The organism is Aurantimonas sp. DM33-3, assembly GCF_014334315.1.
Taxonomy (GTDB): domain Bacteria; phylum Pseudomonadota; class Alphaproteobacteria; order Rhizobiales; family Rhizobiaceae; genus Aurantimonas; species Aurantimonas coralicida.
This window is the reverse complement of the sequence record NZ_JACSGS010000002.1, coordinates 57,076-77,815: the sequence shown is the minus strand read 5'-3', so window position 1 is coordinate 77,815 and position 20,740 is coordinate 57,076. Positions and strand designations below refer to the sequence as shown.

Genomic DNA, 20,740 nt, shown 5'->3' with positions numbered 1-20,740 from the left:
GACCGCCGCCGTGTCTTTCTCGGACCTGCGGCGCGTCGTTCCGAGTTGACTGTCCACCCGCAAGCAGGAGCCTTCGCCATGTCGGCACGCATGACCGTCCTCGAAGTGATTGCCGTCGTGGCCGGCGCGGTCATCGGCCTTCTGGCGCTCGACTTCGCCAGCTGGCTGTTTGCCGATACGAGCTTCTTTGCGCTCCTGGCCTCGCCCGGCCGCATCGTCGTGGCGCTGGTGACGGTCGGCCTCTTCGCCTTCTACTACCGCTCCATGTCCCAGACCCCGGCGGCGCTGGCGTCGTTCTTCACCGGTGTCGGCCTGCCGGCGATCCTCGACCGCTTCGGCTTCGATTCGCTGCTGCCCTGGGGCACGCTGCTCGTCCTCTATGTGGTCTTTGCCATCGTCGCCCTGCTGACCTATCGCTTCGTCCATGCCACGGCGCTGGCGCAGGGTGTCGCCGACGACATCGCCGGGACGAAGCGGCGCGACGATTTCTGAGCTCCGTGGCCGGAGCGCCCGCGGGCGCCTCGGCGAAGACACGCGCGCCGCGGCCCCGCAGCCATCCGGCGCATTTCCCACGGCCGATCGGCCCGTCCGCAACGAGACTGAATCGAACCGATGAAATTCACGCTTTCCTGGCTCAAGGACCATCTCGACACCGACGCCTCGCTGGCCGAGATATGCGAACGCCTGACCATGATCGGCCTCGAGGTCGAGGCCGTCGACGACCGCGCCGTCTTCGCGCCCTTCCGCATCGCGCGGGTGCTGAGCGCCGAGCGCCACCCGGACGCCGACAAGCTGCAGGTGCTGAGCGTCGACGCGGGCCCCGAGGTCAATGACGGCAAGCCGCTGCAGGTGGTCTGCGGCGCGCCCAATGCGCGGGCGGGGATGGTCGGCGTTCTGGCGACGCCGGGCACCTATGTGCCGGGCATCGACACCACCCTGTCGATCGGCCGCATCCGGGGCGTCGAATCCCACGGCATGATGTGCTCGGAGCGCGAGCTTGAGCTGTCCGACAGCCATGACGGCATCATCGATCTCGCGGCGGACGCGCCGGTGGGCACGCGCTTTGCCGATTATGCCGACCTCGCCGACCCGGTCATCGAGATCAATCTGACGCCGAACCGGCCCGACGCCACCGGTGTCGCCGGCATCGCCCGCGATCTCGCCGCCTCCGGCATGGGCACGCTGAAGACCGCCGCGCCCGAGCGCATCGAGGGCGAGGGCGACTGCCCGGTCGCCCTGTCGGTGGAGAGCGCGACCTGCACCGGCTTTGCCCTGCGCAAGGTGTCGGGCGTCGCCAACGGCGCCTCGCCGGAATGGATGCAGAAGCGGCTGAAGGCGATCGGCCTGCGCCCGATCAACGCGCTCGTCGACATCACCAATTACGTCACCTTCGACCGCGGCCGCCCGCTGCACGTCTTCGACGCCGCCAAGGTCGCCGGCGACCTCGTTGTGCGCGATGCCCGCGACGGCGAGGAGGTGCTGGCCCTCGACGAGCGGACCTACACCCTGTCGGCCGGCATGTGCGTCATTGCCGACGTCAACGGCGTCGAATCCATCGCCGGCATCATGGGCGGCGAGCATTCGGGCTGCGATGCGGCGACGACCGACGTCCTGATCGAATCGGCGCTGTGGGACCCGCGCGCCATCGCCCGCACCGGCCGCAGCCTCGGCATCATCACCGATGCACGCTACCGCTTCGAGCGCGGCGTCGATCCCGACTTCATGGAGCCGGGCCTCGATCTGGCGACGCGCCTTGTCCTCGATCTGTGCGGCGGCACGCCATCGCGCCGCGTCGTCGTCGAGAGCACAACGCCGGCGCCGGCGCCCATCGTCCTGCCCTTCACCGAGACCGAGCGCCTGACCGGCATCCAGGTGGACCGCGACCGGCAGGTCGCCATCCTGGAAAGCCTCGGCTTTGCCGTGTCGCCGGAAGGCGAGACCGCCAGCGTCGTCAGCCCGAGCTGGCGGCCGGACATCGACGGCAAGGCCGATCTCGTCGAGGAAGTCATGCGCCTCGTCGGCGTCGACACGATCGCGCCGCAGCCGCTGCCCTCGGCCGGTGCCGTCGGTGGGCGCATCCTCACCGTGCCGCAGATCCGCGACCGCGCCGCGCGCCGGGCGCTGGCCGCCCGCGGCATGGTGGAGACGGTGAGCTACAGCTTCATCGCCGAGAGCCACGCCGCGGCCTTCGGCGGCGGCGCGGCCGCGCTGAAGCTGGAGAACCCGATCTCGGCCGACATGTCGGACATGCGGCCGTCGCTGCTTCCGGGCCTGATCACGGCGGCGGCGCGCAACGCCGCCCGCGGCCATGGCGACACGGCGCTGTTCGAGGTGGCGGCGATCTACCGCTCGGACGAGCCGGACGGCCAGTTGCGCGTCGCCGGCGGCCTGCGCCGCGGCACCGCCATCATGTCCGGCGGCGGCCGGTCGTGGAACGGCAATGCCTCCGCCGTCTCGGTGTACGACGCCAAGGCCGACGCCATCGCGGCGCTGGAGGCGGCCGGCGCGCCGGTCGACCGGCTGATGATCGAGGCGCCGGCGAGCGATTGGTACCATCCGGGCCGCTCCGGCCGGATCAAGCTGGGGCCGAAGGTGGTGCTGGCGGAGTTCGGCGAATTCCATCCGAAGACGCTGAAGACGCTGGATTCCTCCGGGCCCCATTGCGGTTTCGAGGTGTTCCTCGACGCGATCCCGACGCCCAAGCGCAAGGCGACCCGCACCAAGCCGGTGCTGTCACTCTCGGCCTTCCAGCCGGTGCGCCGCGACTTCGCCTTCGTCGTCGATAGCGACGTGGACGCGCTGAAGCTGGTGCGCGCCGCCGAGGGCGCCGACCGCAAACTGGTGGGCGAGGTCCGCGTCTTCGACGTCTTCACCGGCGCCGCGCTCGGCGAGAACCGCAAGTCGGTGGCGCTGGAAGTCACCCTCAATCCGGTCGAGCGGACCCTGACCGAAGAGGATCTGGAGGCGGTGTCCGCCAAGATCGTCGCCCAGGTCGAAAAGGCCACCGGCGGCACGCTGCGGGCGTAACGGTCCGCAGCGTCGGGCGGGCCGAAGGCGCGCGTTGCTGCGGCACAATGGCGTGTGTGCTGCTGCGCAGCGGGCCGCATCGGCGCTGAGGCGTGGGCCCTCGGGTTGAACCCGAGGATGACGCGCATTGATGGAGTGCGCAGCCTGTCGAGGGGATCACAACGTCCCAGAGCGCAAGCGCGCGGCGTCCGCCACCGGGCGGCGGTCGGCTAAGTGGGCCGCCTGATGGCGTGGCGGCTTTGTGGTCGCGGCTGTGGCGTGCAGCTGCGTCGCAGGTGTCGATGGCCGAGCGACGGCTGGTTTCCTGTCCGAACAAACCTCGGACTGCGTCAATTCTTCTGCGCCATCCAGACCTTGTGGATCGCACCCTGCGGCTCGTCGAAGACGGCCATGCGCACGGCGAAGCCGGCCTCCGCCAGGAGCACCCGGTAACCGGCATCCGAGTAGCTGGCATAGGCGAAGGGCACGTCGAACATCGTGTCGCGGACGCTCGAATGGGACGGCCCGCTGGTGAACAGCAGCCAGCCGCCGGGGCGCAGCCAGGCCGCGAAGCGGCCCAGCATCGCCGTCTGGTCGCCATGGTCCAGATGAAAGAAGCTGTCCCAGGCGACGATTGCATCGAAGGACACGGCCGGAAGATAGGCCCGCATGTCGCACAGGATGGTCCGCACCTGCGGGTAGGCCCGCTGGAAATGCGCCAGCATGGCCGCCGAGCCGTCGAGGGCGGTGATCGAAACACCGGCCTCCAGCAGATGCGCCAGCCCCGCGTGACCGGTGCCGCAGCCGCAATCCAGGAGCCGCGCCCCGGCCGGAAGCGCCGCCGCCAGTTGCGCATAGAAGGGCGGCTCCCACGGCTTCAGCCGGCGCGCGGCCTCGAAGCGGTCGGCGATGAGGTCGTAGCCCGCAACGGCGGGGTGAAGCTCCGCGCTCATCTTGCCGTCATGCCGCGGCGGCCAGCCGCTCGCCGGCCATGCGGTAGGAGATCGCCTCGGCCAGATGGATCCGCCGGACCATGTCGTCACCGTCGAGATCGGCGAGGGTGCGCGCGACCTTGAGGATGCGGTGATAGGCGCGGGCGGAGAAGCGCATCTGCTCGGCCGCCTCCTGCAGCAGTGTCCGGCCCTCCCGGTCGGGCTCGGCGACGCTTTCGATCAGGGCGGCCGGACAATGGGAGTTGCGGGTCGAGCCGGGCAGGCCGAGGCTCTCGTAGCGCTCCGTCTGCAGGGCGTGCGCAGCGGCGACGCGCGCCATGACGTCGGCCGAGGATTCCGCCGGTTGCGGCTTGATCAGGTCGGCGGCCGTCACCGCCGGCACGTCGACGCGGATGTCGATCCGGTCCATCAGCGGCCCGGAGATGCGGGCCTGGTAGTCGGCGGCGCAGCGCGTGCCGCGGGCACAGCTGCGGCCCGGCTCGCCGGCCATGCCGCATCGGCAGGGATTCATCGCGGCGACGAGCTGCATCTTGGCCGGGTAGGTCACCCGGTGATTGGCCCGGGCGATGACGCTTTCGCCGGCCTCCAGCGGCTGGCGCAGGGAATCCAGCACGACCGGCGAGAATTCGGGGAATTCGTCTAGGAACAGGATGCCGCGATGGGCGAGCGAGACCTCGCCGGGCCGCGCCCGCAGGCCCCCGCCGACCATCGCCGCCATGGAGGCCGAATGATGCGGGGCCCGGAACGGCCGGCGATCCGACAGCTTGCCGCCGGACAATTCCCCGGCGATCGAGGCGATCATCGACACTTCGAGGAGTTCGCGCGGCGTCAGCGCCGGCAGGATCGACGGCAGGCGCTGCGCCAGCATCGACTTGCCCGAACCGGGCGGGCCGACCATCAGGAGGTTGTGGCCGCCCGCCGCGCTGATCTCCAGCGCCCGCTTGGCGACGATCTGGCCCTTGATCTCGGCAAGGTCCGGCAGGTCGGACGGCGCGGCCCGGATGGCCGGCTCCGGCCGCGCGATGATCTGCGTGCCGCGGAAATGATTGGCGATCTGGATCAGGCTGCGGGCAGCGACGATGTCCATGTCCTGGCTCGCCCAGGCCGCCTCCGCGCCGCTCTCGGCCGGGCAGATCAGGCCGAGGCCAATGGCATTGGCGCCCATCGCCGCCGGCAGGGCCCCCGCGACCGCGGTGGTCATGCCGTCGAGGGAGAGTTCGCCGAGAACGACATAGCCGGCCAGCGCGTCGGACGGAATCGCGCCGAGTGCCGCCATCAGGCCGAGGGCGATCGGCAGGTCGTAATGGCTGCCCTCCTTGGGAAGGTCGGCGGGGGCGAGATTGACGGTCACCTTCTTCGGCGGCATCGACAGGCCGGAGGCATGCAGGGCCGCCTGGACGCGCTCGCGGCTCTCTGCCACCGCCTTGTCCGGCAGGCCGACGATCTGGATGCCGACCTTGCCCGGCGCTACCATCACCTGCACGTCGACGGGAATCGCCTCGATGCCCTGAAACGCCACCGTCTTGACCCGCGATACCATCGCCACCACCCCTCGTGATGAACTCCGGCCCACTCATTTCGCCGGAAAGCGACGTTAGGTAAGCATGGAAATCGGAATGAAACAAGAACAGGACAGAAACAAATCGGCGCCAGAGTGAGTCGCGGTCCAGCGACGGCTCGATGGTTAAGCCATCGTTAACGCGTCAAGCGGATGTCGCGCGCCGCGTGCGACTCAAAGCTGCGCCATGAGGAAGACGGTGGCCGACAGGGCCAGCAGGCCCGCCGCCATGAAGCCGCCGTTCCAGACCACCCCGACGCGGAAGGCGCTGGTATGGCCGAGCCGGCCGATCAGCAGCGTCGTCGCCGTGAAGGGCGAGGAGGCGCCGGTGAGCGCCCAGCCGGCGGTCAGCGCGACGACCACGACATTCGGCGACACGCCCATGGCTGCCGCCGACGGCAGCAGGGGCGCCAGCAGCGACACCGACAGGATCGGGTTCATGCCGAGCTGGCCGAGCAGCGGGATGATCCAGACGATGGCGACGAGGATCACCGAGACCGGGATGGCGTCCAGCGCCAGGGCCTGATCGGCGATCACCGGCTGCAGCAACTCGCCGCCGGTGGCGCCGATGAAGCCGGCCATGACCAGAAGGATCAGCTCGGACTGGAAGGAGGGGATGTCGATGAGGGCCAGCCGCTTCAGCTGCGTCGCGGTGCGCGCCGCCGTTCCGCTCTCGCCGCGGGACTGGATGACGATCCAGCCGATGGCGATGGTCGGCACCAGCAGCATCACCACGGCAATCACCCGCAGCCCGGTCAGAAGCTCGAGCACCGCGACGCCCGAAAAGAGCAGGACGAGCAGCGCCAGGAGCGGCTTCAGGTCGCGCCAGCCGCCGATCGGGTCGCGCCGTGCTGGCGCCGGCTGGGTCAGCTTCGGCTTGAAATAGGTGTCGAGCGCCCAGCCGATGAAGGTGACGAGGGCCGCGTTGAAGATCGCGAAGACGGCTGCCCCGCTCCATGACGAGCCGGGAATGACCGAGGTGGAGATCGCCATGGCGAAGGCCAGCGGCGACCAGGTGAGCGAGGCAACGAAGCCGCGCTGGATCGCCAGCAGCATGCGCCGGTTGCGGATCTCGCGGATCTCGGCGTTGGGCTCGCGGCTGGCGATGCTTTCGGTCAGCCCGCCCAGAAGCGAGATCGCGCCGTAGCTGAGGATCAGCGCGAAGAGATGGCCGCCCGTGGTCAGCGCCAGATAGCGTTTGCCGGGCGGCTGGCTGGCGAGATACTGCCCGCACCGTTCGATGGCCGGCGAGGCGGCGGCGGGGCCGCGCAGCGAGGCGAGCGCGATGAAGAAGGCCGCGATGAACCCGCCCTGTTCGAGCCCCTTCACCGTGATGGCGAGCCAGTCGGCACGGGTGAAGAGGGCGATGGCGACGAGGCCGAAGCCGAGCGCCACGAAGGCCTGGCGCGACCAGGGCGCCCGCGGCGTGGCGAGAACCAGGAAGACGAGGATGCCGCCGGCCGCGACCAGCCCGGCGCCCGCGCTGCCCACCCATTCGCGCAGAAGGATGGCGACGCCCGTGACGATCAGAACGACACCGATGAGACGGTCGATCAACGCTTGCGAACTCCGCGGAGGGACGAGGCGGCGGGAAACTCTCTCTGTCTTAGCATTCCCGGGCGGCGCGTCACGTCTCGCCGGCGAGATTTGCACCGGATCGTCGCCTGGGGATCGGTGAGCGGCGCGGGGCTGAGAGGGTTTGTCAGGCGGGCAGACCGGCGGTATGACGCGCCATGTCCCTGACCGTCGCCACCTTCTATCGTTTTGTCACGCTCGACGACCTTCCCGCGCTGAAGGCCGAGCTCGCCGCCTTGTGCGCCGACACCGGCACGCGCGGCACGATCCTCATCGCCCCGGAGGGGATCAACGGCACGCTGGCGGGCCCGCAGGACGGCGTGGAGACGATGGTCGCGCATCTCGACCGGCGCTGCGGCATCGGGCGCGGCGAGCTGAAATTCTCGGCCGCCGAGGACTGGCCCTTTGCCCGCACCAAGGTGCGCATCCGGCCGGAGATCATCACCATGCGGGCCCCCGAGGCCGATCCCTCCCGGCGCGTCGGCACCTATGTCGCCCCTTCCGACTGGAACGCCCTGATCGACGATCCGGAGGTGCTCGTCCTCGACACCCGCAATCGCTACGAGACCAAGGTCGGCGGCTTTGCCGGGGCGGTGGATCCGGCGATCGACAGCTTCACCGACTTCAAGGCCTATGTGGAGACCGCGCTCGATCCGGCCGAGCACCGCAAGGTGGCGATGTTCTGCACCGGCGGCATCCGCTGCGAGAAGGCCTCGGCCTACATGCTGTCCAAGGGGTTCGAGAGCGTCTTCCACCTCAAGGGCGGCATCCTGCAATATCTCGAGGACGTGTCGCAGGAAGACAGCCGCTGGGAGGGCGACTGCTACGTCTTCGACGGCCGCGTCGCCGTCGGCCACGGGCTGGCCCGGACGGACTGGACCGCCTGCTATGGCTGCGGCCAGCCGCTGTCGCCGGAAGAGCGCGCCGACCCGGCCTTCGAGGAGGGGGTCTCCTGCGCCCATTGCATCGACCGGCTGACCGAGGAGAAGGCCGCATCGCTGCGCGAGCGCCAGCGCCAGATCATGCGGGAGACGGGACGCGGCTGAGCGGCCTGCCGGCCGTCAGAAGGGCAGCCCCACATAATTCTCGGCAAGCGATGTCTGCGCCGCCTCGGAATCGGCCAGATAGTCGAATTCCGCCTCCTGGATCCGCTGCGAAAAGGCGCCGTGCTCCTCGAAGCGGTGGATCATCGAGGTGAACCACCAGGAGAAGCGCTCGGCCTTCCACACCCGCGCCAGCGCGGTTTCGGAATAGGCCTCTAGCAGGCCGTCGTCCTTGTCGAGATAATGGGCGATCAGGGCGCGCGAGAGATAATGGATGTCGGAGACCGCCAGGTTCAGCCCCTTGGCGCCGGTCGGCGGCACGATATGGGCGGCATCGCCCGCGAGGAACATCCGGCCGTAGCGCATCGGCTCGGCGACGAAGGAGCGCAGCGGCGCCAGCGACTTCTCGATCGACGGCCCACGCACCAGATTGCCGGCGACCGCGGAGGGCAGCCGGGCCTGCAATTCGTCGAAGAAGCGCTCGTCCGGCCAGTTGGCGACGTCGTCGTCGGCGTCGCACTGGATGTAGTAGCGCGAGAGCTGCGGATTGCGCAGCGAGCACAGCGCGAAGCCGCGGCTGTGATTGGCGTAGATCAGCTCCTCCTGGATCGGCGGCGTGCGGGACAGGACACCGAGCCAGGCGAAGGGATAGACCCGCTCGAAGGTCTCGATGCTGGATGCTGGGATCGCCTGCCGGCAGACGCCGTGGAAGCCGTCGCAGCCGGCGATGAAGTCGCATTCCAGCCGCTGTTCGCCGTCGCGCGTACGGTAGGTGACGAAGGGCGCGCTGCCGGTGATGTCCTGCGGCGCGACGTCCTCGACCTCGTGCATGACCGGCACGCCGGCCTCGTCGAGGGCGTCGTAGAGATCGTGGGTCACCTCGGTCTGGCCATAGACCGTGACGGTCTTGCCGCCGGTCAGTTCGCGCAGGTCTACATGCAGCATCTCGCCGCGCCAGGCGATGTCGAAGCCGTCATGGACGAGGCCCTCGCGGTCCATTCGCGCGCCGAGGCCGACAGTGCGCAGGAGATCCGTGGTGCCCTGTTCGAGGACGCCGGCGCGGATGCGCGACAGGACGTAGTCGCGGCTCTTGCGCTCCAGGACGACGCTTTCGATGCCGGCGCGGTGCAGGATGAGCGCGAGCAGCAGGCCGGCCGGGCCACCGCCGATGATGACGACGCGGGTGCGGGTGGTCGTCACGCGGCGTTCCGCCGATGTGCGGCCGCGGTACGGGCCTTGATCTCGCGCAGGGTGGAGAGCTCCAGTTCGGTCGGCGGCGGCGTCTCGCCGACATCGGCCGCATAGACGACATCCCAGTCGCAGCTCGCCGCGATCGTCTCGCGCGAGGCGCCGGGATGGATGGAATTGACCTCGAATTCTTTGGTCTCGGGATTCGGCCGCCAGACCGCCATGTCGGTGACCAGCAGCGTCGGCCCCCTGGTGGTGATGCCGAGATCCTGGCGGTCCGAGCCGCCCTTGCCGTGACCGAAGGAGGTGAAGAAGTCGATCGCCTTCACCATGCCGCGCTTCGTCTGCTTCATGGTGATGAACACCTCGCCGCAGGACGAGGCGATCTCCGGCGCGCCGCCGCCGCCGGGCAGGCGGGTCTTCGGATGGGCGTAGTCGCCGATCACCGTGGTGTTGATGTTGCCGAAGGGATCGAGCTGCGCCGCGCCCAGGAAGCCGATGGAGATGCGGCCGCCCTGCAGCCAGTAGCGGAACATCTCCGGCACCGAGACGGTGGTGAGCGCGGTCTCGCAGAGTTCGCCGTCGCCGATGGACAGGGGCAGGACGCTCGGCGCCGTGGCGATGGTGCCGCTCTCGTAGATCAGCGTGATGTCCGGCGCATGGGTGAGCCGGGCGACGTTGCAGGCGGCCGAGGGCGCACCGATGCCGACGAAGCAGACGTCGTCGTTCGACAGCGCCCGCGCGGCGGCGATGGTCATCATCTCGTCGGGCGTGAAGTCCGCACTCGCCATCACATCTTCCCCTTCAGCGTCTCGACGCGGCCGGCGAAATCCTCCGGCCCGGCCTGCATGACATGGGTGTCGATCCAGGCCCTGAACCGGTCCATGTCCGCGGCGATCTCGTCCCATTCGACATAGGCCGCATTGTCGCGGCCGTAATAGCCGCGGGCATAGGACGGATGGGCGCCGCCGGGCACATGGGCAATCGCGCTGATCGTCCAGTGCGGCAGGATGGTGAGGTTCGGATGGGCGTCGTCGAAGTCGTCGACGATCTCCTCCACGGTGATGACGGCGCGCCTGGCCGCCAGCACCGCCTCCTTCTGGACGCCGAGAATGCCCTCGATCAGGACATTGCCCTTCCGGTCGGCCTTCTGGGCATGGATGAAGGTGACATCCGGTCGGATCGCGGGAACGGCAGCCAGTTCCTCGCCGGTGAAGGGGCAGGTGACCGAGCGGATGTTCGCATTGACGGCCTTCAGCCCGGCGCCCTTGTAGCCGCGGAACACCGCCATCGGCAGGCCGGCTGCGCCCGCCTCATAGGCATTGGCGAGGGCGGCGTGGGAGTGTTCCTCCAGTTCCAGCGGCTGCGGCACGCCGTTCTCCACCGCGTCGCGCACGCGCCGCAGCAGGCCGACGCCGGGATTGCCGAGATAGGAGAAGATCATCTTCTTCACCAGCCCGCAGCCGACGAGCTGGTCGTAGACGAGGTCGGGCGTCAGCCGCACGAGGGTCAGGTCGCCGATCCCCTGGCGGATCACCTCATGGGCGGCCGCGTGGGGGATGAGATGGGTGAAGCCCTCGAAGGCCGCGATGTCGCCGGGCCGCAGATTGTCGGCGACGGCGTCTTTCAGTGTCTTGAACTGTGCCATGGATATCTTTGCAGCCGTCAGATGTCGAAGAAGATCGTCTCGTTCTCGCCCTGCAGGCGGATGTCGAACCGGTAGGTCGGCACGTCGCCCTCCTGCGTGCGCGGCGCGATCAGCGTCTGGACCCGCGCACGGTGCTCGATGCGCGCCAGCACCGGATCGGCCGCGTTGGCCGTCTCCTCGTCGCCGAAATACATGCGGGTGTGAAGCCCGAGATTGATGCCGCGCGCGACGATCCAGACCGTCACATGCGGCGCCTGGGGGCGGCCGTCCTTGAACGGCACCGGGCCCGGCTTGATGGTCTCGAAGACGAACTCGCCGGTGGTCATGTCGCCGGGCGAGCGGCCGAAGCCGGCAAAATGCGGATCGGCGGTGCCGCGGGTCTCGGACGGGCCGGGATAGAGCCCTTGCGCATCGGCCTGCCAGATCTCGACCAGGGCGTCCTTCAGCGCGGTGCCGACTCCGTCGAAGACGCGGCCGACGATGCGGATGCGCTCGCCTTGCGTCTGCGCATCCACCATGCGGGCGCCGAGATCCTCGGCATAGACGCCCTCGATGCCGCTGTAGTTCGGCGTGCAGCCGATATGGACGTAGGGGCCGGCGGTCTGCGACGGCGATTCCTTCAAATAGGGAAGCGGCTGGACCATCAATTGCCCTCCGTCCGGTTCTCGAAGAGCGTCGACCGGCGTCCGCGCAGGACGATGTCGAAGCGATAGGCGCGGCTGTCCATCGGTACGGCATTGTTCATGTCGAGCGGCGCGATCAGCCGTTCGACGGCGGCCCGGTCGGGGATCGTCGCGACGATCGGGCAGCGCCAGATCAGCGGGTCGCCCTCGAAATACATCTGGGTGATCAGCCGCTGGGCGAAGCCATGGCCGAAGACCGAGAAATGGATATGGGCCGGCCGCCAGTCGTTGACGCCGTTCGGCCAGGGATAGGCGCCGGGCTTGATGGTGCGCAGGCGGTAGCTGCCGTCGGCATCGGTGAGGGTGCGTCCGCAGCCGCCAAAATTCGGATCCAGCGGCGCCAGGTAGGTTTCCTTCTTGTGGCGGTAGCGCCCGCCCGCATTGGCCTGCCAGAATTCCAGCAGCGCACCGGGAACGCCCCTGCCGGTCTCGTCGAGCACCCGGCCATGGACGATGATGCGCTGGCCGATCGGCTCGCCGCCCTGGGCGAAATTGCGCAGGAGGTCGTTGTCGGTCTCGCCGATCAGATCATGGCCGAAGACCGGGCCGGTCATCTCCGAGACGGTGTTGTCGAGCGAGATCGGCGCCTTTTGCGGCGAGCGCGTCACGCTGGTCTTGTAGCCGGGCGTATAGGCGGCCGGGTGCCAGTTGCGGTCGCGCTGGAAGAAGGATCCGCCGCTCATGCCGGGCCTGCCTCCGCGGCCTTGTCGATCTCGGCATAGACCGACTTGGCGATCTTGATGGCGTGGTTGGCGGCCGGCACGCCGGCATAGACGGCGACGTGCAGCAGCGCTTCCAGAACGTCCTCGCGGGTCGCACCGGTATTGGCCGTGGCGCGCACATGCATGGCGACCTCGTCGTCCTGGCCGAGCGCGGCCAGCAGCGCGATGGTGACGATGGAGCGTTCGCGATGGGTGAAATGCGGCCGCGACCAGACCGTGCCCCAGGCGCCCTCGGTGATGAAGCTCTGGAAGGGGGCGTCGAACCCGTCGCTCTGGCGCTGGGCGCGATCGACATGGGCGTCGCCGAGCACGGCACGGCGCACCGTCATGCCCGCCTGGTAGCGCTCGCTGGGGTCCTGCTGCATGGTTCCTCCCGGTCTCCGTCAGCTCAACCCGTTCACTATCAGCCGCCTGAAAACTCATGTAAAATGAATTCCAGCGCAGTTCGCATAACCGTGAGATTATGGAAATCGACCCACGGGTTCGTCTGAGACATCTGAAGACCTTCATCGAGGTAGCCCGCTCCGCCAGTCTCGGCAAGGCGGCCGCACGGCTGAACGTGTCGCAGCCCGCCGTCTCCAAGACGCTGTCCGAACTCGAGGAGATGCTGGGCGCGCGCCTCGTCAGCCGCGGGCGGGGCGGGGCCACGCTGACGCCGGTGGGGCGGATGTTCCATTCCTATGCCTCGGCCAGCCTTGCCGCGCTCAGCCAGGGCATCGAGGGTGTCGCCGAGACGCTGGCCGCATCGCAGCTGCGCCTGACCATCGGCGCGCTGCCGAGCGTCGCCGCGCGCATCGTGCCGGATGCGGCGATCGAGATGGCGCGGACCGCCCCGGAGGCGGGGCTGAGCATCGTTTCGGGGCCCAACGCCTATCTTCTGTCGCAGCTCGCCTCCGGCGCCCTCGACCTGGTGATCGGCCGGCTTGGGCAGCCCGACGCGATGGCCGGCTTCAGCTTCGCCCAGCTCTATTCCGAGCGGGTCAGTCTCGTCGTGCGCCCCGGCCATCCGCTGCTGAGCGCTGCCGATCCCGGGTCGATCGCCGCCTATCCGCTGATCTTTCCCGATGCCGATGCCGCCATCCGGACAATCGCCGAGCGCTACTTCATCGCCCATGGCCTGACCCGCCGCCGCGACCGCATCGAGACCGTGGTCGACAGTTTCGGCCGGGCCTATGTCCGCAAGACCGATGCGGTCTGGTTCATCTCGTCGGGCGTAGTGGCGCTGGACGTGGCCGACGGCATGCTGGCGGAACTGCCGATCGACATGGCCGAGACGCTGGGGCCGGTCGGCCTGACCATGCGCGGGGAGGGCGATCCGTCGCCGGCACTCCGGCTGTTCATCGCCGCGATCCGCGCCGCGGTGGCCGCGCACGGGCTGGCCCGCTGAGACCGCAGCACGGCCGGGTCTCTCACGCAGGCGTCCGGGCGTCATTTCCCGGGCGCCGCGAGCCACCGTTAACGGCCCGCTAACCATAAATGTGGAAGGTCGCAGCGAGGGACACCCGATGCGACCAGCTCTGCCACTCCTGTTCACGCTCGCCATCGTCGGCGGATGCACCAGCATCCCCTCGCGCTGCTACGTGACGCTCGACAATGGCGGCGGCCCGACCGCCGAGGCCTGCGAGACCGGGCCGGAACTCATCGTGCGGCCGATCACCCCGACCAACGCCGCCTATTATGTCCCGCCCTATGTCATCGCGGCCCTGTCCTATGAGGGATTCCTGGTGCCCCGGGAGCCGGCCGTCGACGCGGACGCGGACGGGGAGCCCGCCGGTGCTGAAGCGGATTGGGAAGCGCCGGCAGATGGCGCGGCCGACGCCGCCGTGGCGCCCGCCTGGCCACTGCCGGCCGCCGGCCAGACACCCTGGCGGCAGACGGTCACCGGGACGGAAGGCCTCGCCATCGCCTTTGCCGACGACGAGGACGGGGTGACGGCGGACGATCTCGAACGCTTCTGGGATGCCGGATTGATGGTGACGCCGACGCGCACAGCGCCGCCCGCCGGCGCGCCGGAGAACCGACTGCCGCAGGCCTATACGATCGACGGCGAAATCCGCTATCGCCGACCGGACGCGTTTGACGGGATGAGCTTCCCGATCTCTAGCGCGCTGTCTCCATGAGCAGCGGAATGCCGTTCAGGATGGCGTGGCCGGGGGGCAGGATCTTGACCCGTCGCGACGGCTTGGTGTCGGAGGATTCGACGACGATCGCCGTGCCCTCGGTCTCGAAAACGTAGTTCACCCCGTCGCAACGCACGGGGCTTCCGAACAGGCCTTCGGAAAAGGACTCGATGTCGATCGCATCGCACCGGTTGATGGTGGTGCTCTCCACCTTGCGGGTGGCGCGATCCTGGACGAGGGCGTTCAGCGTATAGCCACGCTCCTCTTCGACGAATTCGAAGGCGAGCCCGTATTCCGGCAGCGGAGCGGGCGCGGTGGCGGGGGGAGATTTCTCCCCGAAGGGAATGGTCAGGCCGGCGGCCAGGACGAGTGCTGCCGTGAAGCTGGCGGTGACGGTCATCGGCGTCCGCTCCTTCCGTGGCAAGGGTGAAGGGGGAGCGGGCACATCGGTTCGCTCCCCCTTCGTGCGATGTCAGCAGGCGCCTTCGACGAGCGTGTAGTGATCCTGCTCGACGAGCTTCCGCGTGGTCTTGTACACGGCCGGATTGCGGCGCTTGACGATGGTAGCGCCGTCGACGAAGTCGCCGACCCAGGAGCGGCTCTCGCCGACGACCTTCTTGCCACGGGTATTGTAGATGTAGGTGGAAGGCACGTACTCGACGCAATATGCCTTCTCGTTGTTTTCGGCGATATGCCGCTTGTATGTTTTGGCTTCGGCGGTCGCCGAAAACGCGAGCACCGCAGCGATAGCGGAAATGCTAAGCAGGACCTTGCGCATGGAAAAAACGCCTCCGTTGTTTTGATGTAGCGCAAGGGGAGGATTGAATCATATCTGACGAATATCAACAGGATTATGCTGACTTAGGGGAAGTTTTTGCTTCGCCGCGCGAGTTGTGCCAAGTTGAGACAAAATCTGTGCTGTTATGGCGCGACGGACGGCGCATCTGACCCATGTTGTTCATAAGGCAGAGGAAATCCCCGCATGTTCCTCTGCGGTATGACCTGTGGTTGCCGTCGGGTTAAGACGGAGCGGCAGCCGCCATGCGCGGCGCGCTGCCGGCGGTTGACGCCGCCCTGTCTCAGTCCTCGACGAGAATGGTCCCGGCGACCTCGATGCCGAAGCCGGTGAGGCCGACATAGGCGCGCTCATGGGTCGCCACGACCGAGATCGAGCGCACGCCGAGATCGCGCAGGATCTGTGCGCCGACGCCGATCTCCCGCCAGCGCTGCTGGCGCTTCAGGGCACTGCCGTGGCGTTCGCCGTCGGCATGGTCGGCGACCGTCTCGCCGGTCTCGAAATCGTCGACATTGGGCGTGCGCAGCAGCATCAGGACGCCCGAGCCGTGGCTCTTCAGCCGGTCGACGGCGATCTCCACCCAGGTCTTGGTCTCCCGCGTGCGGCCGAACAGGTCGAGCACCGGCTGCTCGCGATGGATGCGGGTCGGCACCTTCTCGCCGTCGCGCACGTCGCCGAACACCGCCACCACGTGCTGCATCTGGTCGAAGGGCGTCTCGTAGATGCGCAGCATGGCATCCACGCCGCCCACCTTCATCGGCTCCTCGCGCACGCAGGTGACGAAGGATTCGCGCCTGATGCGGTGGGAGATCAGGTCCTCGATGGAGATGATCTTCAGGCCGTGCTCGCGGGCGAAGACCAGCAGCTCCGGCAGCCGCTTCACCGTGCCGTCGTCATTGACGATCTCGGCCAGGACGCCGGCCGGCTCCAGCCCGGCCAGCTTGGCGAGATCGGTGCCCGCCTCGGTGTGGCCGGAGCGGGTGAGGACGCCGCCATCGCGGGCGATCAGCGGAAAAATGTGGCCCGGCTTCAGGAAGTCGGAGCCCGAGCAATTGTCGTTGGCCAGCGCCCGCACCGTGTTGGTGCGTTCCTCGGCGGAGATGCCGGTGGTCATGCCGACCTTGTAGTCGACGGACACGGTGAAGGCGGTGCGCATCGGGTCGAGATTGTTGGCGACCATCGGCGGCAGGTTCAGCCGGTCGGCGCGGTCGGCGGTCATCGGCACGCAGATGATGCCGCTGGTGTGGCGGATCATGAAGGCCATCTTTTCCGGCGTCGCCTTCGACGCGGCCATGATCAGGTCGCCCTCGTTCTCGCGGTCGGTGTCGTCGACGACGACGACGAGTTCGCCCTCGGCGATGGCCGCGATGGCCGATTCGATGCTGTCGAGCTGCGTGTCCTGGTCCGTCATGTCCGTCCGCTCCGATTGCAGGTCATGCGCCCCGGCATGCCGCCTCGTCTCCGCGACCCGCGGCCGGCCGACCACAAGGGCCGTCGCCGCGCCGTCGCGCTTGCTTCCTCGATGCTTTAGGCGCGGGGTGGCCGGCGATCAATGCGGCCGCCCCGAACGCAGTGGTCAGCCGCGACCGCGATAGGGCGGTACGCCGGTCTCCGGGACCCAGGCGCCCTCGGGGGCCGGGCCGGTCTGCCAGAACACGTCGATCGGGATGCCGCCGCGCGGATACCAGTAGCCGCCGATGCGCAGCCACAGGGGCTTGGTCGCGGCGACGATGCGCCGGCCGACCGAGACCGTGCAATCCTCGTGGAAGGCGCCGTGATTGCGGAAGCTGGTCAGGAACAGCTTCAGCGACTTCGATTCCACCAGCCGCTCGTCCGGCGCGTAGTCGATGACGAGATGGGCGAAGTCGGGCTGGCCGGTCACCGGGCAGAGCGAGGTGAATTCCGGGCAGGTGAAGCGCACGATGGCCGGGGCGCCGTCGCCGCGCGTGTAGGGCACCGTTTCCAGCACCGCCTCTTCGGGCGAGGCGGCGGGACGGGCGTCGCGGCCGAGTTGGGAGAGATCGTCGGGAGAAACCATGGAAGCGTCCGTAAAGCCGTCGGAAGGACTGCGCCGCTTCCTGGGGACAGCGGCGGCGCGAAGCCGTTGCATGTAGGAGCGTGGGCCGGCGATTGATAGGGTGCCGCGATGATCGACAAGCTCGAATATCTCATCATGCTGGCCGGCGAGAAGCATTTCGGCCGCGCCGCCGAACGGCTGGGCATCACCCAGCCGACGCTGTCGGCGGGCCTCCGCCAGCTGGAGGAGCGGCTCGAGGTGACGCTGGTCAATCGCGGCTCGCGGTTCCAGGGCATGACCGAGGAGGGCGAGCGCGTCCTCGTCTGGGCGCGGCGGATCACCGACGATCTGCGCACCATGCGCGAGGAGATCCGCACCGTCCGGTCCGGCCTTTCCGGCCATCTGCGGATCGGCGCGGTGCCGACGGCGCTGCCGGTGGTGGCGCGGCTGACGACGCCCTTCCTGGCGCGGCATGCCGATGTGTCCTTCGAGGTCATGTCGCACACCTCGACCGAGCTCGTGCAGGGCGTCGAGAATTTCGAGATCGACGTCGCCCTGACCTATCTCGACGACGAGCGCCTGCGCCGGCTGGATACAAGGCCGCTCTATGCCGAGCGCTACTGCCTGGTGACGACCCGCGGCAGCTGCCTGGCCGACAAGGCCAGCGTGACCTGGGAGGAGGCGGCCGCGATCCCGCTCTGCCTCCTGTCGGGCGACATGCAGAACCGGCAGATCCTCAACCGGCATCTGGGGGCCGAGGGGCGAGCATTCCGGGCGGTGATGGAATCGAACTCGATGATCGCGCTCCTGGCGCAGGTGCGGGCCGCGGACCTGGCGACGATCATGCCCTGTCCCTTTGCCGGCACGCTGGGGCTGGCAGAGCCGATGGTGGCGATCCCCATCACCGATGGCGACGTCAGCTACCGCATCGGTCTGGTCACCGCCCGGCGCGATCCGCGTCCGCCGATCCTGACCGCCTTCTGGGAGGAAAGCGCGCTGCCGGACGCGGCCTGAACACGTCGCTGCGACGAGGGTGCTTGCGGCGACGCCGGTCTGCTCCACTTGGCCGGGGACCGGCGTGGACGGCGATCGGCGCCCCTGCCGCAAGAAGGATCTGGCATGACCCGCAACCCGTCGACGGGCACGCAGAGCATCGTCTTTCGGGACGGCGCCTTCGCATCGGCGACGCGCCAGGTGCCGGCGGAGACCGCCGTCGCCATCTCGGTCAATGGCTCGACCCATGCGGTGATGATGGCGACGCCCTCCCATATCCGGGACCTCGGCATCGGCCTGGCGTTGAACGAGCGCATCGTCACCCGTCCCGACGAGATCGAGCGGATGGAGATCGTCGAGAGCGACCTCGGCATCGACTGCCGGCTATGGCTGAGCGAGGCCCGCGCCGCGACCTACACCGCCCGCCGACGCCAGATGACCGGGCCGGTGGGCTGTGGCCTGTGCGGCGTGGAATCGCTGGAGCTCGCCGGCCGCGACCTGCCGAGTGTTGATGCGGCAGAATTCTCCGTCGCGCCCGCCGAACTGACCGATGCGGTGGCCAATATGGCTCGGCAGCAGGAGCTGACGCGGCTGACGCGGGCCGTCCACGCGGCGGCGTTTCACCGGCCGGGTGGTGACATGTTGGTGCTGCGCGAGGATGTCGGCCGGCACAATGCGCTGGACAAGGTGGCCGGGCATCTGGCCGGGGCCGGCATCGATCCCGCGACCGGCTTCCTGACCATCACCAGCCGGGTCTCGGTGGAGCTGATCCAGAAGGCGGCGGTGATGGGCTGCGGCCTGATCGCGGCGATCTCGGCGCCCACCGAACTCGCCATCGCGGAGGCGCAGGCCGCGGGCATCACGCTGGTGGCGGTGGTGCGCGGCGAGGGTTTCGAGATCTTCAGCCATCCGACGCGGATCGCGGGCGCCGACACAGCGTCAGCTGATCATCGCGCCGGTGGTGAGGCCCGACCCCGGAGCGCCTGACCCCGCCCGGTGGATCGAAACGGGAAGGCGCGCAACCGGGCGTTAACCATGGCGCGATACAACCGGAGCGTCGAAACTCTCGGATCGCTGTCATGAAACTGTTTCGTGCCGGGGCCGCCATTCTGGCGCTCGCCCTCATTGCCGGCTGCGGCCATAACGAGGCGAGAAGCCTTGCGATGAAGGGCCCGACCGCCACGACTTCGGTCGCCGCGCTCGGTTTCGCGCCCGATGCTTCGGACGGCGCCTTCCCGCTGTTCCAGTCCTTTGCGCCGGTCTCGTCCTCGCCGTTGAACGGTCGCACGCTGGAAGTCAGCCACATCTCCGACATCGTTCTGCAACCCAAGGAGGTGGTGCTCACCTTCGATGACGGCCCGATTCCGGGGAAGACCCACAAGATCCTGCGGGCTCTCGACGAATACGGCGTCGGCGCGACCTTCCTGATGGTCGGCCAGATGGCCCGCGCCTATCCGAAGATCGCCCAGGACGTGGCGCTGCACGGTCACACCATCGGCACCCACACCGAGGGGCACGCCAATCTGCGCACCCTCAGCGCCGACGCGGCCATCGCCGAAATCCACCGCGGCCAGCGCAGCGTCTCGGCGGCGCTGGCGCCGATTGGCCGGCGTCCGGCACCGTTCTTCCGCTTTCCCTATCTGGCCGACACGCGCCCGCTGCGCGAGCGCCTGTCGGGCGAGGGCGTCGTGGCGATCGACGTCGACATCGACTCCAAGGACTATTTCCGCGACGCGCCGTCGATCGTGCGCGACCGCACCCTGCTGTCGCTGGAAAAGCACGGCCGCGGTATCGTGCTGTTCCACGACATCCAGTCGCGCACGGCGGCGATGCTGCCGGACTTCCTGCAGGCGCTGCAGGAGCGCGGCTTCAAGGTGGTGCGGCTGGTGCCGGCTGGCCGTCCGTCCGGACCGATGCTCCTGTCCGACGCGAGCTTCTGACGGGCGGCGAGGCGCCGGGGCTCAGGCCCCGGATGTCTCGCTCTGCCCCGGGGGCAGCGTCGCGCGCCGATCGCCGGCGGCCTGGCGCCACCGCACCTCGCTGTCATAGATATCCTGGAGTTCGGCCTCGCGGGCCTGCGACTGGCGCAAGCGGTCCCGCGTGTCGCGCAGCTGCACGCGCAGGGCCATGGCGACCAGCGAGACCGCGAGGATCACGGCGAGGCACCCATAGGCGAGGACCTGGCGCTGCAGCGGATCGTCCACCGGCGCGGTGGCGAGGACGGCGATCAGGGCGAGGAACACCGCCGCCAGGAAGATGACGACGCTGCGCGTCAGGATCAGCGACAGCAGCGCCAGCGCCAGTCCCGCGGCGGCGATGACCGGCTGGCGCGTCGCGATCGCGATCCACGCGTCCCACCATTCCATCGCGACCGCCATCGATGCCTGCGCCGTCACGCTGCTCCCCCGTCGTGCCGCTCCTGTGCGGGCAGGATCATC

22 protein-coding genes are annotated in these 20,740 nt (G+C 68.8%); 8 read left to right on the top strand and 14 right to left on the bottom strand.

Annotated features, from left to right (window positions below; all coding sequences use genetic code 11):
• Window positions 1–78: 78 nt before the first annotated feature.
• Together H9Q09_RS03110 and pheT are read left to right on the top strand one after the other, a co-directional pair.
• Window positions 79–492: a hypothetical protein gene (locus H9Q09_RS03110; protein ID WP_187389865.1), complete on the top strand. Its 414-nt coding sequence runs from the start codon at window positions 79–81 to the stop codon at window positions 490–492.
• A gap of 120 nt (window positions 493–612) precedes the next feature.
• Window positions 613–3,027, top strand: coding sequence for a phenylalanine--tRNA ligase subunit beta (pheT, locus tag H9Q09_RS03105; protein ID WP_187389864.1), 2,415 nt, complete (start codon window positions 613–615; stop codon window positions 3,025–3,027).
• A 329-nt stretch (window positions 3,028–3,356) separates the two neighbouring features.
• On the opposite strand, the gene H9Q09_RS03100 is transcribed toward pheT, so the two are convergent.
• The 3 genes from H9Q09_RS03100 to H9Q09_RS03090 all read right to left on the bottom strand — a co-directional run bounded on the left by H9Q09_RS03100 (window position 3,357) and on the right by H9Q09_RS03090 (window position 7,074).
• A complete protein-coding gene (locus H9Q09_RS03100) occupies window positions 3,357–3,959 on the bottom strand; it encodes a class I SAM-dependent methyltransferase (protein WP_187389863.1) in 603 nt (200 codons plus the stop codon).
• Window positions 3,960–3,966: 7 nt separating this feature from the next.
• Window positions 3,967–5,499, bottom strand: coding sequence for a YifB family Mg chelatase-like AAA ATPase (locus tag H9Q09_RS03095; protein WP_187389862.1), 1,533 nt, complete (start codon window positions 5,497–5,499; stop codon window positions 3,967–3,969).
• A 192-nt stretch (window positions 5,500–5,691) separates the two neighbouring features.
• Window positions 5,692–7,074 carry a hypothetical protein gene (locus H9Q09_RS03090; protein ID WP_246715981.1) on the bottom strand — a complete coding sequence of 461 codons (1,383 nt, stop codon included), beginning with the start codon at window positions 7,072–7,074 and terminating at the stop codon, window positions 5,692–5,694.
• 176 nt (window positions 7,075–7,250) lie between these two features.
• Here H9Q09_RS03090 and H9Q09_RS03085 point away from each other — a divergent pair, with 176 nt between their 5' ends.
• Window positions 7,251–8,138, top strand: a complete 888-nt coding sequence (locus H9Q09_RS03085) for a rhodanese-related sulfurtransferase (RefSeq protein WP_187389861.1) — start codon at window positions 7,251–7,253, stop codon at window positions 8,136–8,138.
• A gap of 15 nt (window positions 8,139–8,153) precedes the next feature.
• Here the strand turns inward: H9Q09_RS03085 and pobA are convergent, their stop codons facing one another.
• The 6 genes from pobA to pcaC are packed head-to-tail and all read right to left on the bottom strand — an operon-like array spanning window position 8,154 to window position 12,741.
• Window positions 8,154–9,335 (bottom strand): 4-hydroxybenzoate 3-monooxygenase, encoded by a 1,182-nt coding sequence (gene pobA / locus H9Q09_RS03080; protein WP_187389860.1) that lies wholly within the window; start codon window positions 9,333–9,335, stop codon window positions 8,154–8,156.
• Window positions 9,332–10,114 (bottom strand): CoA-transferase subunit beta, encoded by a 783-nt coding sequence (locus H9Q09_RS03075; RefSeq protein WP_187389859.1) that lies wholly within the window; start codon window positions 10,112–10,114, stop codon window positions 9,332–9,334. Before H9Q09_RS03075 ends, pobA begins: the two co-directional genes overlap by 4 nt.
• Window positions 10,114–10,971 carry a CoA transferase subunit A gene (locus H9Q09_RS03070; RefSeq protein ID WP_187389858.1) on the bottom strand — a complete coding sequence of 286 codons (858 nt, stop codon included), beginning with the start codon at window positions 10,969–10,971 and terminating at the stop codon, window positions 10,114–10,116. Before H9Q09_RS03070 ends, H9Q09_RS03075 begins: the two co-directional genes overlap by 1 nt.
• A gap of 17 nt (window positions 10,972–10,988) precedes the next feature.
• Window positions 10,989–11,615 (bottom strand): protocatechuate 3,4-dioxygenase subunit alpha, encoded by a 627-nt coding sequence (pcaG, locus tag H9Q09_RS03065; RefSeq protein ID WP_187389857.1) that lies wholly within the window; start codon window positions 11,613–11,615, stop codon window positions 10,989–10,991.
• Window positions 11,615–12,337: a protocatechuate 3,4-dioxygenase subunit beta gene (pcaH, locus tag H9Q09_RS03060; RefSeq protein ID WP_187389856.1), complete on the bottom strand. Its 723-nt coding sequence runs from the start codon at window positions 12,335–12,337 to the stop codon at window positions 11,615–11,617. Before pcaH ends, pcaG begins: the two co-directional genes overlap by 1 nt.
• Complete coding sequence (gene pcaC / locus H9Q09_RS03055) at window positions 12,334–12,741, bottom strand: 4-carboxymuconolactone decarboxylase (RefSeq protein WP_024349597.1); 408 nt, start codon at window positions 12,739–12,741, stop codon at window positions 12,334–12,336. The genes pcaH and pcaC overlap by 4 nt, the downstream gene beginning before the upstream one ends.
• Window positions 12,742–12,839: 98 nt before the next feature.
• Here pcaC and pcaQ point away from each other — a divergent pair, with 98 nt between their 5' ends.
• The gene (gene pcaQ / locus H9Q09_RS03050) at window positions 12,840–13,763 is read left to right on the top strand and encodes a pca operon transcription factor PcaQ (protein ID WP_187389855.1); all 924 of its coding nucleotides are present in this window, start codon (window positions 12,840–12,842) and stop codon (window positions 13,761–13,763) included.
• A gap of 118 nt (window positions 13,764–13,881) precedes the next feature.
• Complete coding sequence (locus H9Q09_RS03045) at window positions 13,882–14,496, top strand: hypothetical protein (protein ID WP_187389854.1); 615 nt, start codon at window positions 13,882–13,884, stop codon at window positions 14,494–14,496.
• Here H9Q09_RS03045 and H9Q09_RS03040 read toward each other — a convergent pair.
• The 4 genes from H9Q09_RS03040 to queF form a co-directional block, all read right to left on the bottom strand.
• Window positions 14,477–14,896 (bottom strand): hypothetical protein, encoded by a 420-nt coding sequence (locus tag H9Q09_RS03040; RefSeq protein WP_024349600.1) that lies wholly within the window; start codon window positions 14,894–14,896, stop codon window positions 14,477–14,479. The two genes, H9Q09_RS03045 and H9Q09_RS03040, sit on opposite strands and share 20 nt — an antisense overlap.
• 72 nt (window positions 14,897–14,968) lie before the next feature.
• Complete coding sequence (locus H9Q09_RS03035) at window positions 14,969–15,274, bottom strand: hypothetical protein (RefSeq protein ID WP_187389853.1); 306 nt, start codon at window positions 15,272–15,274, stop codon at window positions 14,969–14,971.
• Between the two features lie 301 nt (window positions 15,275–15,575).
• Entirely contained in the window at window positions 15,576–16,703 is a 1,128-nt protein-coding gene (ribB, locus tag H9Q09_RS03030; RefSeq protein ID WP_187389852.1) for a 3,4-dihydroxy-2-butanone-4-phosphate synthase, read from the bottom strand.
• A 165-nt stretch (window positions 16,704–16,868) separates the two neighbouring features.
• A complete protein-coding gene (gene queF, locus H9Q09_RS03025; RefSeq protein ID WP_024349603.1) occupies window positions 16,869–17,330 on the bottom strand; it encodes a preQ(1) synthase in 462 nt (153 codons plus the stop codon).
• A gap of 108 nt (window positions 17,331–17,438) precedes the next feature.
• Between queF and H9Q09_RS03020 the strand changes: the two genes are divergently transcribed.
• From H9Q09_RS03020 to H9Q09_RS03010, 3 genes are all read left to right on the top strand, one after another.
• A complete protein-coding gene (locus tag H9Q09_RS03020) occupies window positions 17,439–18,323 on the top strand; it encodes a LysR family transcriptional regulator (RefSeq protein WP_187389851.1) in 885 nt (294 codons plus the stop codon).
• A 105-nt stretch (window positions 18,324–18,428) separates the two neighbouring features.
• The gene (gene fdhD, locus H9Q09_RS03015; RefSeq protein WP_187389850.1) at window positions 18,429–19,289 is read left to right on the top strand and encodes a formate dehydrogenase accessory sulfurtransferase FdhD; all 861 of its coding nucleotides are present in this window, start codon (window positions 18,429–18,431) and stop codon (window positions 19,287–19,289) included.
• Window positions 19,290–19,381: 92 nt separating this feature from the next.
• Window positions 19,382–20,242 (top strand): polysaccharide deacetylase family protein, encoded by an 861-nt coding sequence (locus H9Q09_RS03010; protein ID WP_024349606.1) that lies wholly within the window; start codon window positions 19,382–19,384, stop codon window positions 20,240–20,242.
• A 21-nt stretch (window positions 20,243–20,263) separates the two neighbouring features.
• On the opposite strand, the gene H9Q09_RS03005 is transcribed toward H9Q09_RS03010, so the two are convergent.
• A complete protein-coding gene (locus H9Q09_RS03005; RefSeq protein ID WP_187389849.1) occupies window positions 20,264–20,698 on the bottom strand; it encodes a hypothetical protein in 435 nt (144 codons plus the stop codon).
• Between the last annotated feature and the right edge of the window lie 42 nt (window positions 20,699–20,740).

Bases quoted from the DNA above. Each gene is read 5' to 3' on its own strand.
- pheT (WP_187389864.1), top strand. From the start codon at position 613: ATGAAATTCACGCTTTCCTGGCTCAAGGACCATCTCGACACCGACGCC.
- pcaH (WP_187389856.1), bottom strand. From the start codon at position 12,337: ATGAGCGGCGGATCCTTCTTCCAGCGCGACCGCAACTGGCACCCGGCC.
- H9Q09_RS03070 (WP_187389858.1), bottom strand. From the start codon at position 10,971: ATGGCACAGTTCAAGACACTGAAAGACGCCGTCGCCGACAATCTGCGG.
- H9Q09_RS03010 (WP_024349606.1), top strand. From the start codon at position 19,382: ATGAAACTGTTTCGTGCCGGGGCCGCCATTCTGGCGCTCGCCCTCATT.
- H9Q09_RS03095 (WP_187389862.1), bottom strand. From the start codon at position 5,499: ATGGTATCGCGGGTCAAGACGGTGGCGTTTCAGGGCATCGAGGCGATT.
- H9Q09_RS03035 (WP_187389853.1), bottom strand. From the start codon at position 15,274: ATGCGCAAGGTCCTGCTTAGCATTTCCGCTATCGCTGCGGTGCTCGCG.
- H9Q09_RS03040 (WP_024349600.1), bottom strand. From the start codon at position 14,896: ATGACCGTCACCGCCAGCTTCACGGCAGCACTCGTCCTGGCCGCCGGC.
- pcaG (WP_187389857.1), bottom strand. From the start codon at position 11,615: ATGGTCCAGCCGCTTCCCTATTTGAAGGAATCGCCGTCGCAGACCGCC.
- pcaC (WP_024349597.1), bottom strand. From the start codon at position 12,741: ATGCAGCAGGACCCCAGCGAGCGCTACCAGGCGGGCATGACGGTGCGC.
- queF (WP_024349603.1), bottom strand. From the start codon at position 17,330: ATGGTTTCTCCCGACGATCTCTCCCAACTCGGCCGCGACGCCCGTCCC.
- fdhD (WP_187389850.1), top strand. From the start codon at position 18,429: ATGACCCGCAACCCGTCGACGGGCACGCAGAGCATCGTCTTTCGGGAC.
- H9Q09_RS03085 (WP_187389861.1), top strand. From the start codon at position 7,251: ATGTCCCTGACCGTCGCCACCTTCTATCGTTTTGTCACGCTCGACGAC.
- H9Q09_RS03110 (WP_187389865.1), top strand. From the start codon at position 79: ATGTCGGCACGCATGACCGTCCTCGAAGTGATTGCCGTCGTGGCCGGC.
- pcaQ (WP_187389855.1), top strand. From the start codon at position 12,840: ATGGAAATCGACCCACGGGTTCGTCTGAGACATCTGAAGACCTTCATC.
- H9Q09_RS03045 (WP_187389854.1), top strand. From the start codon at position 13,882: ATGCGACCAGCTCTGCCACTCCTGTTCACGCTCGCCATCGTCGGCGGA.
- ribB (WP_187389852.1), bottom strand. From the start codon at position 16,703: ATGACGGACCAGGACACGCAGCTCGACAGCATCGAATCGGCCATCGCG.
- H9Q09_RS03075 (WP_187389859.1), bottom strand. From the start codon at position 10,114: ATGGCGAGTGCGGACTTCACGCCCGACGAGATGATGACCATCGCCGCC.
- H9Q09_RS03020 (WP_187389851.1), top strand. From the start codon at position 17,439: ATGATCGACAAGCTCGAATATCTCATCATGCTGGCCGGCGAGAAGCAT.
- H9Q09_RS03100 (WP_187389863.1), bottom strand. From the start codon at position 3,959: ATGAGCGCGGAGCTTCACCCCGCCGTTGCGGGCTACGACCTCATCGCC.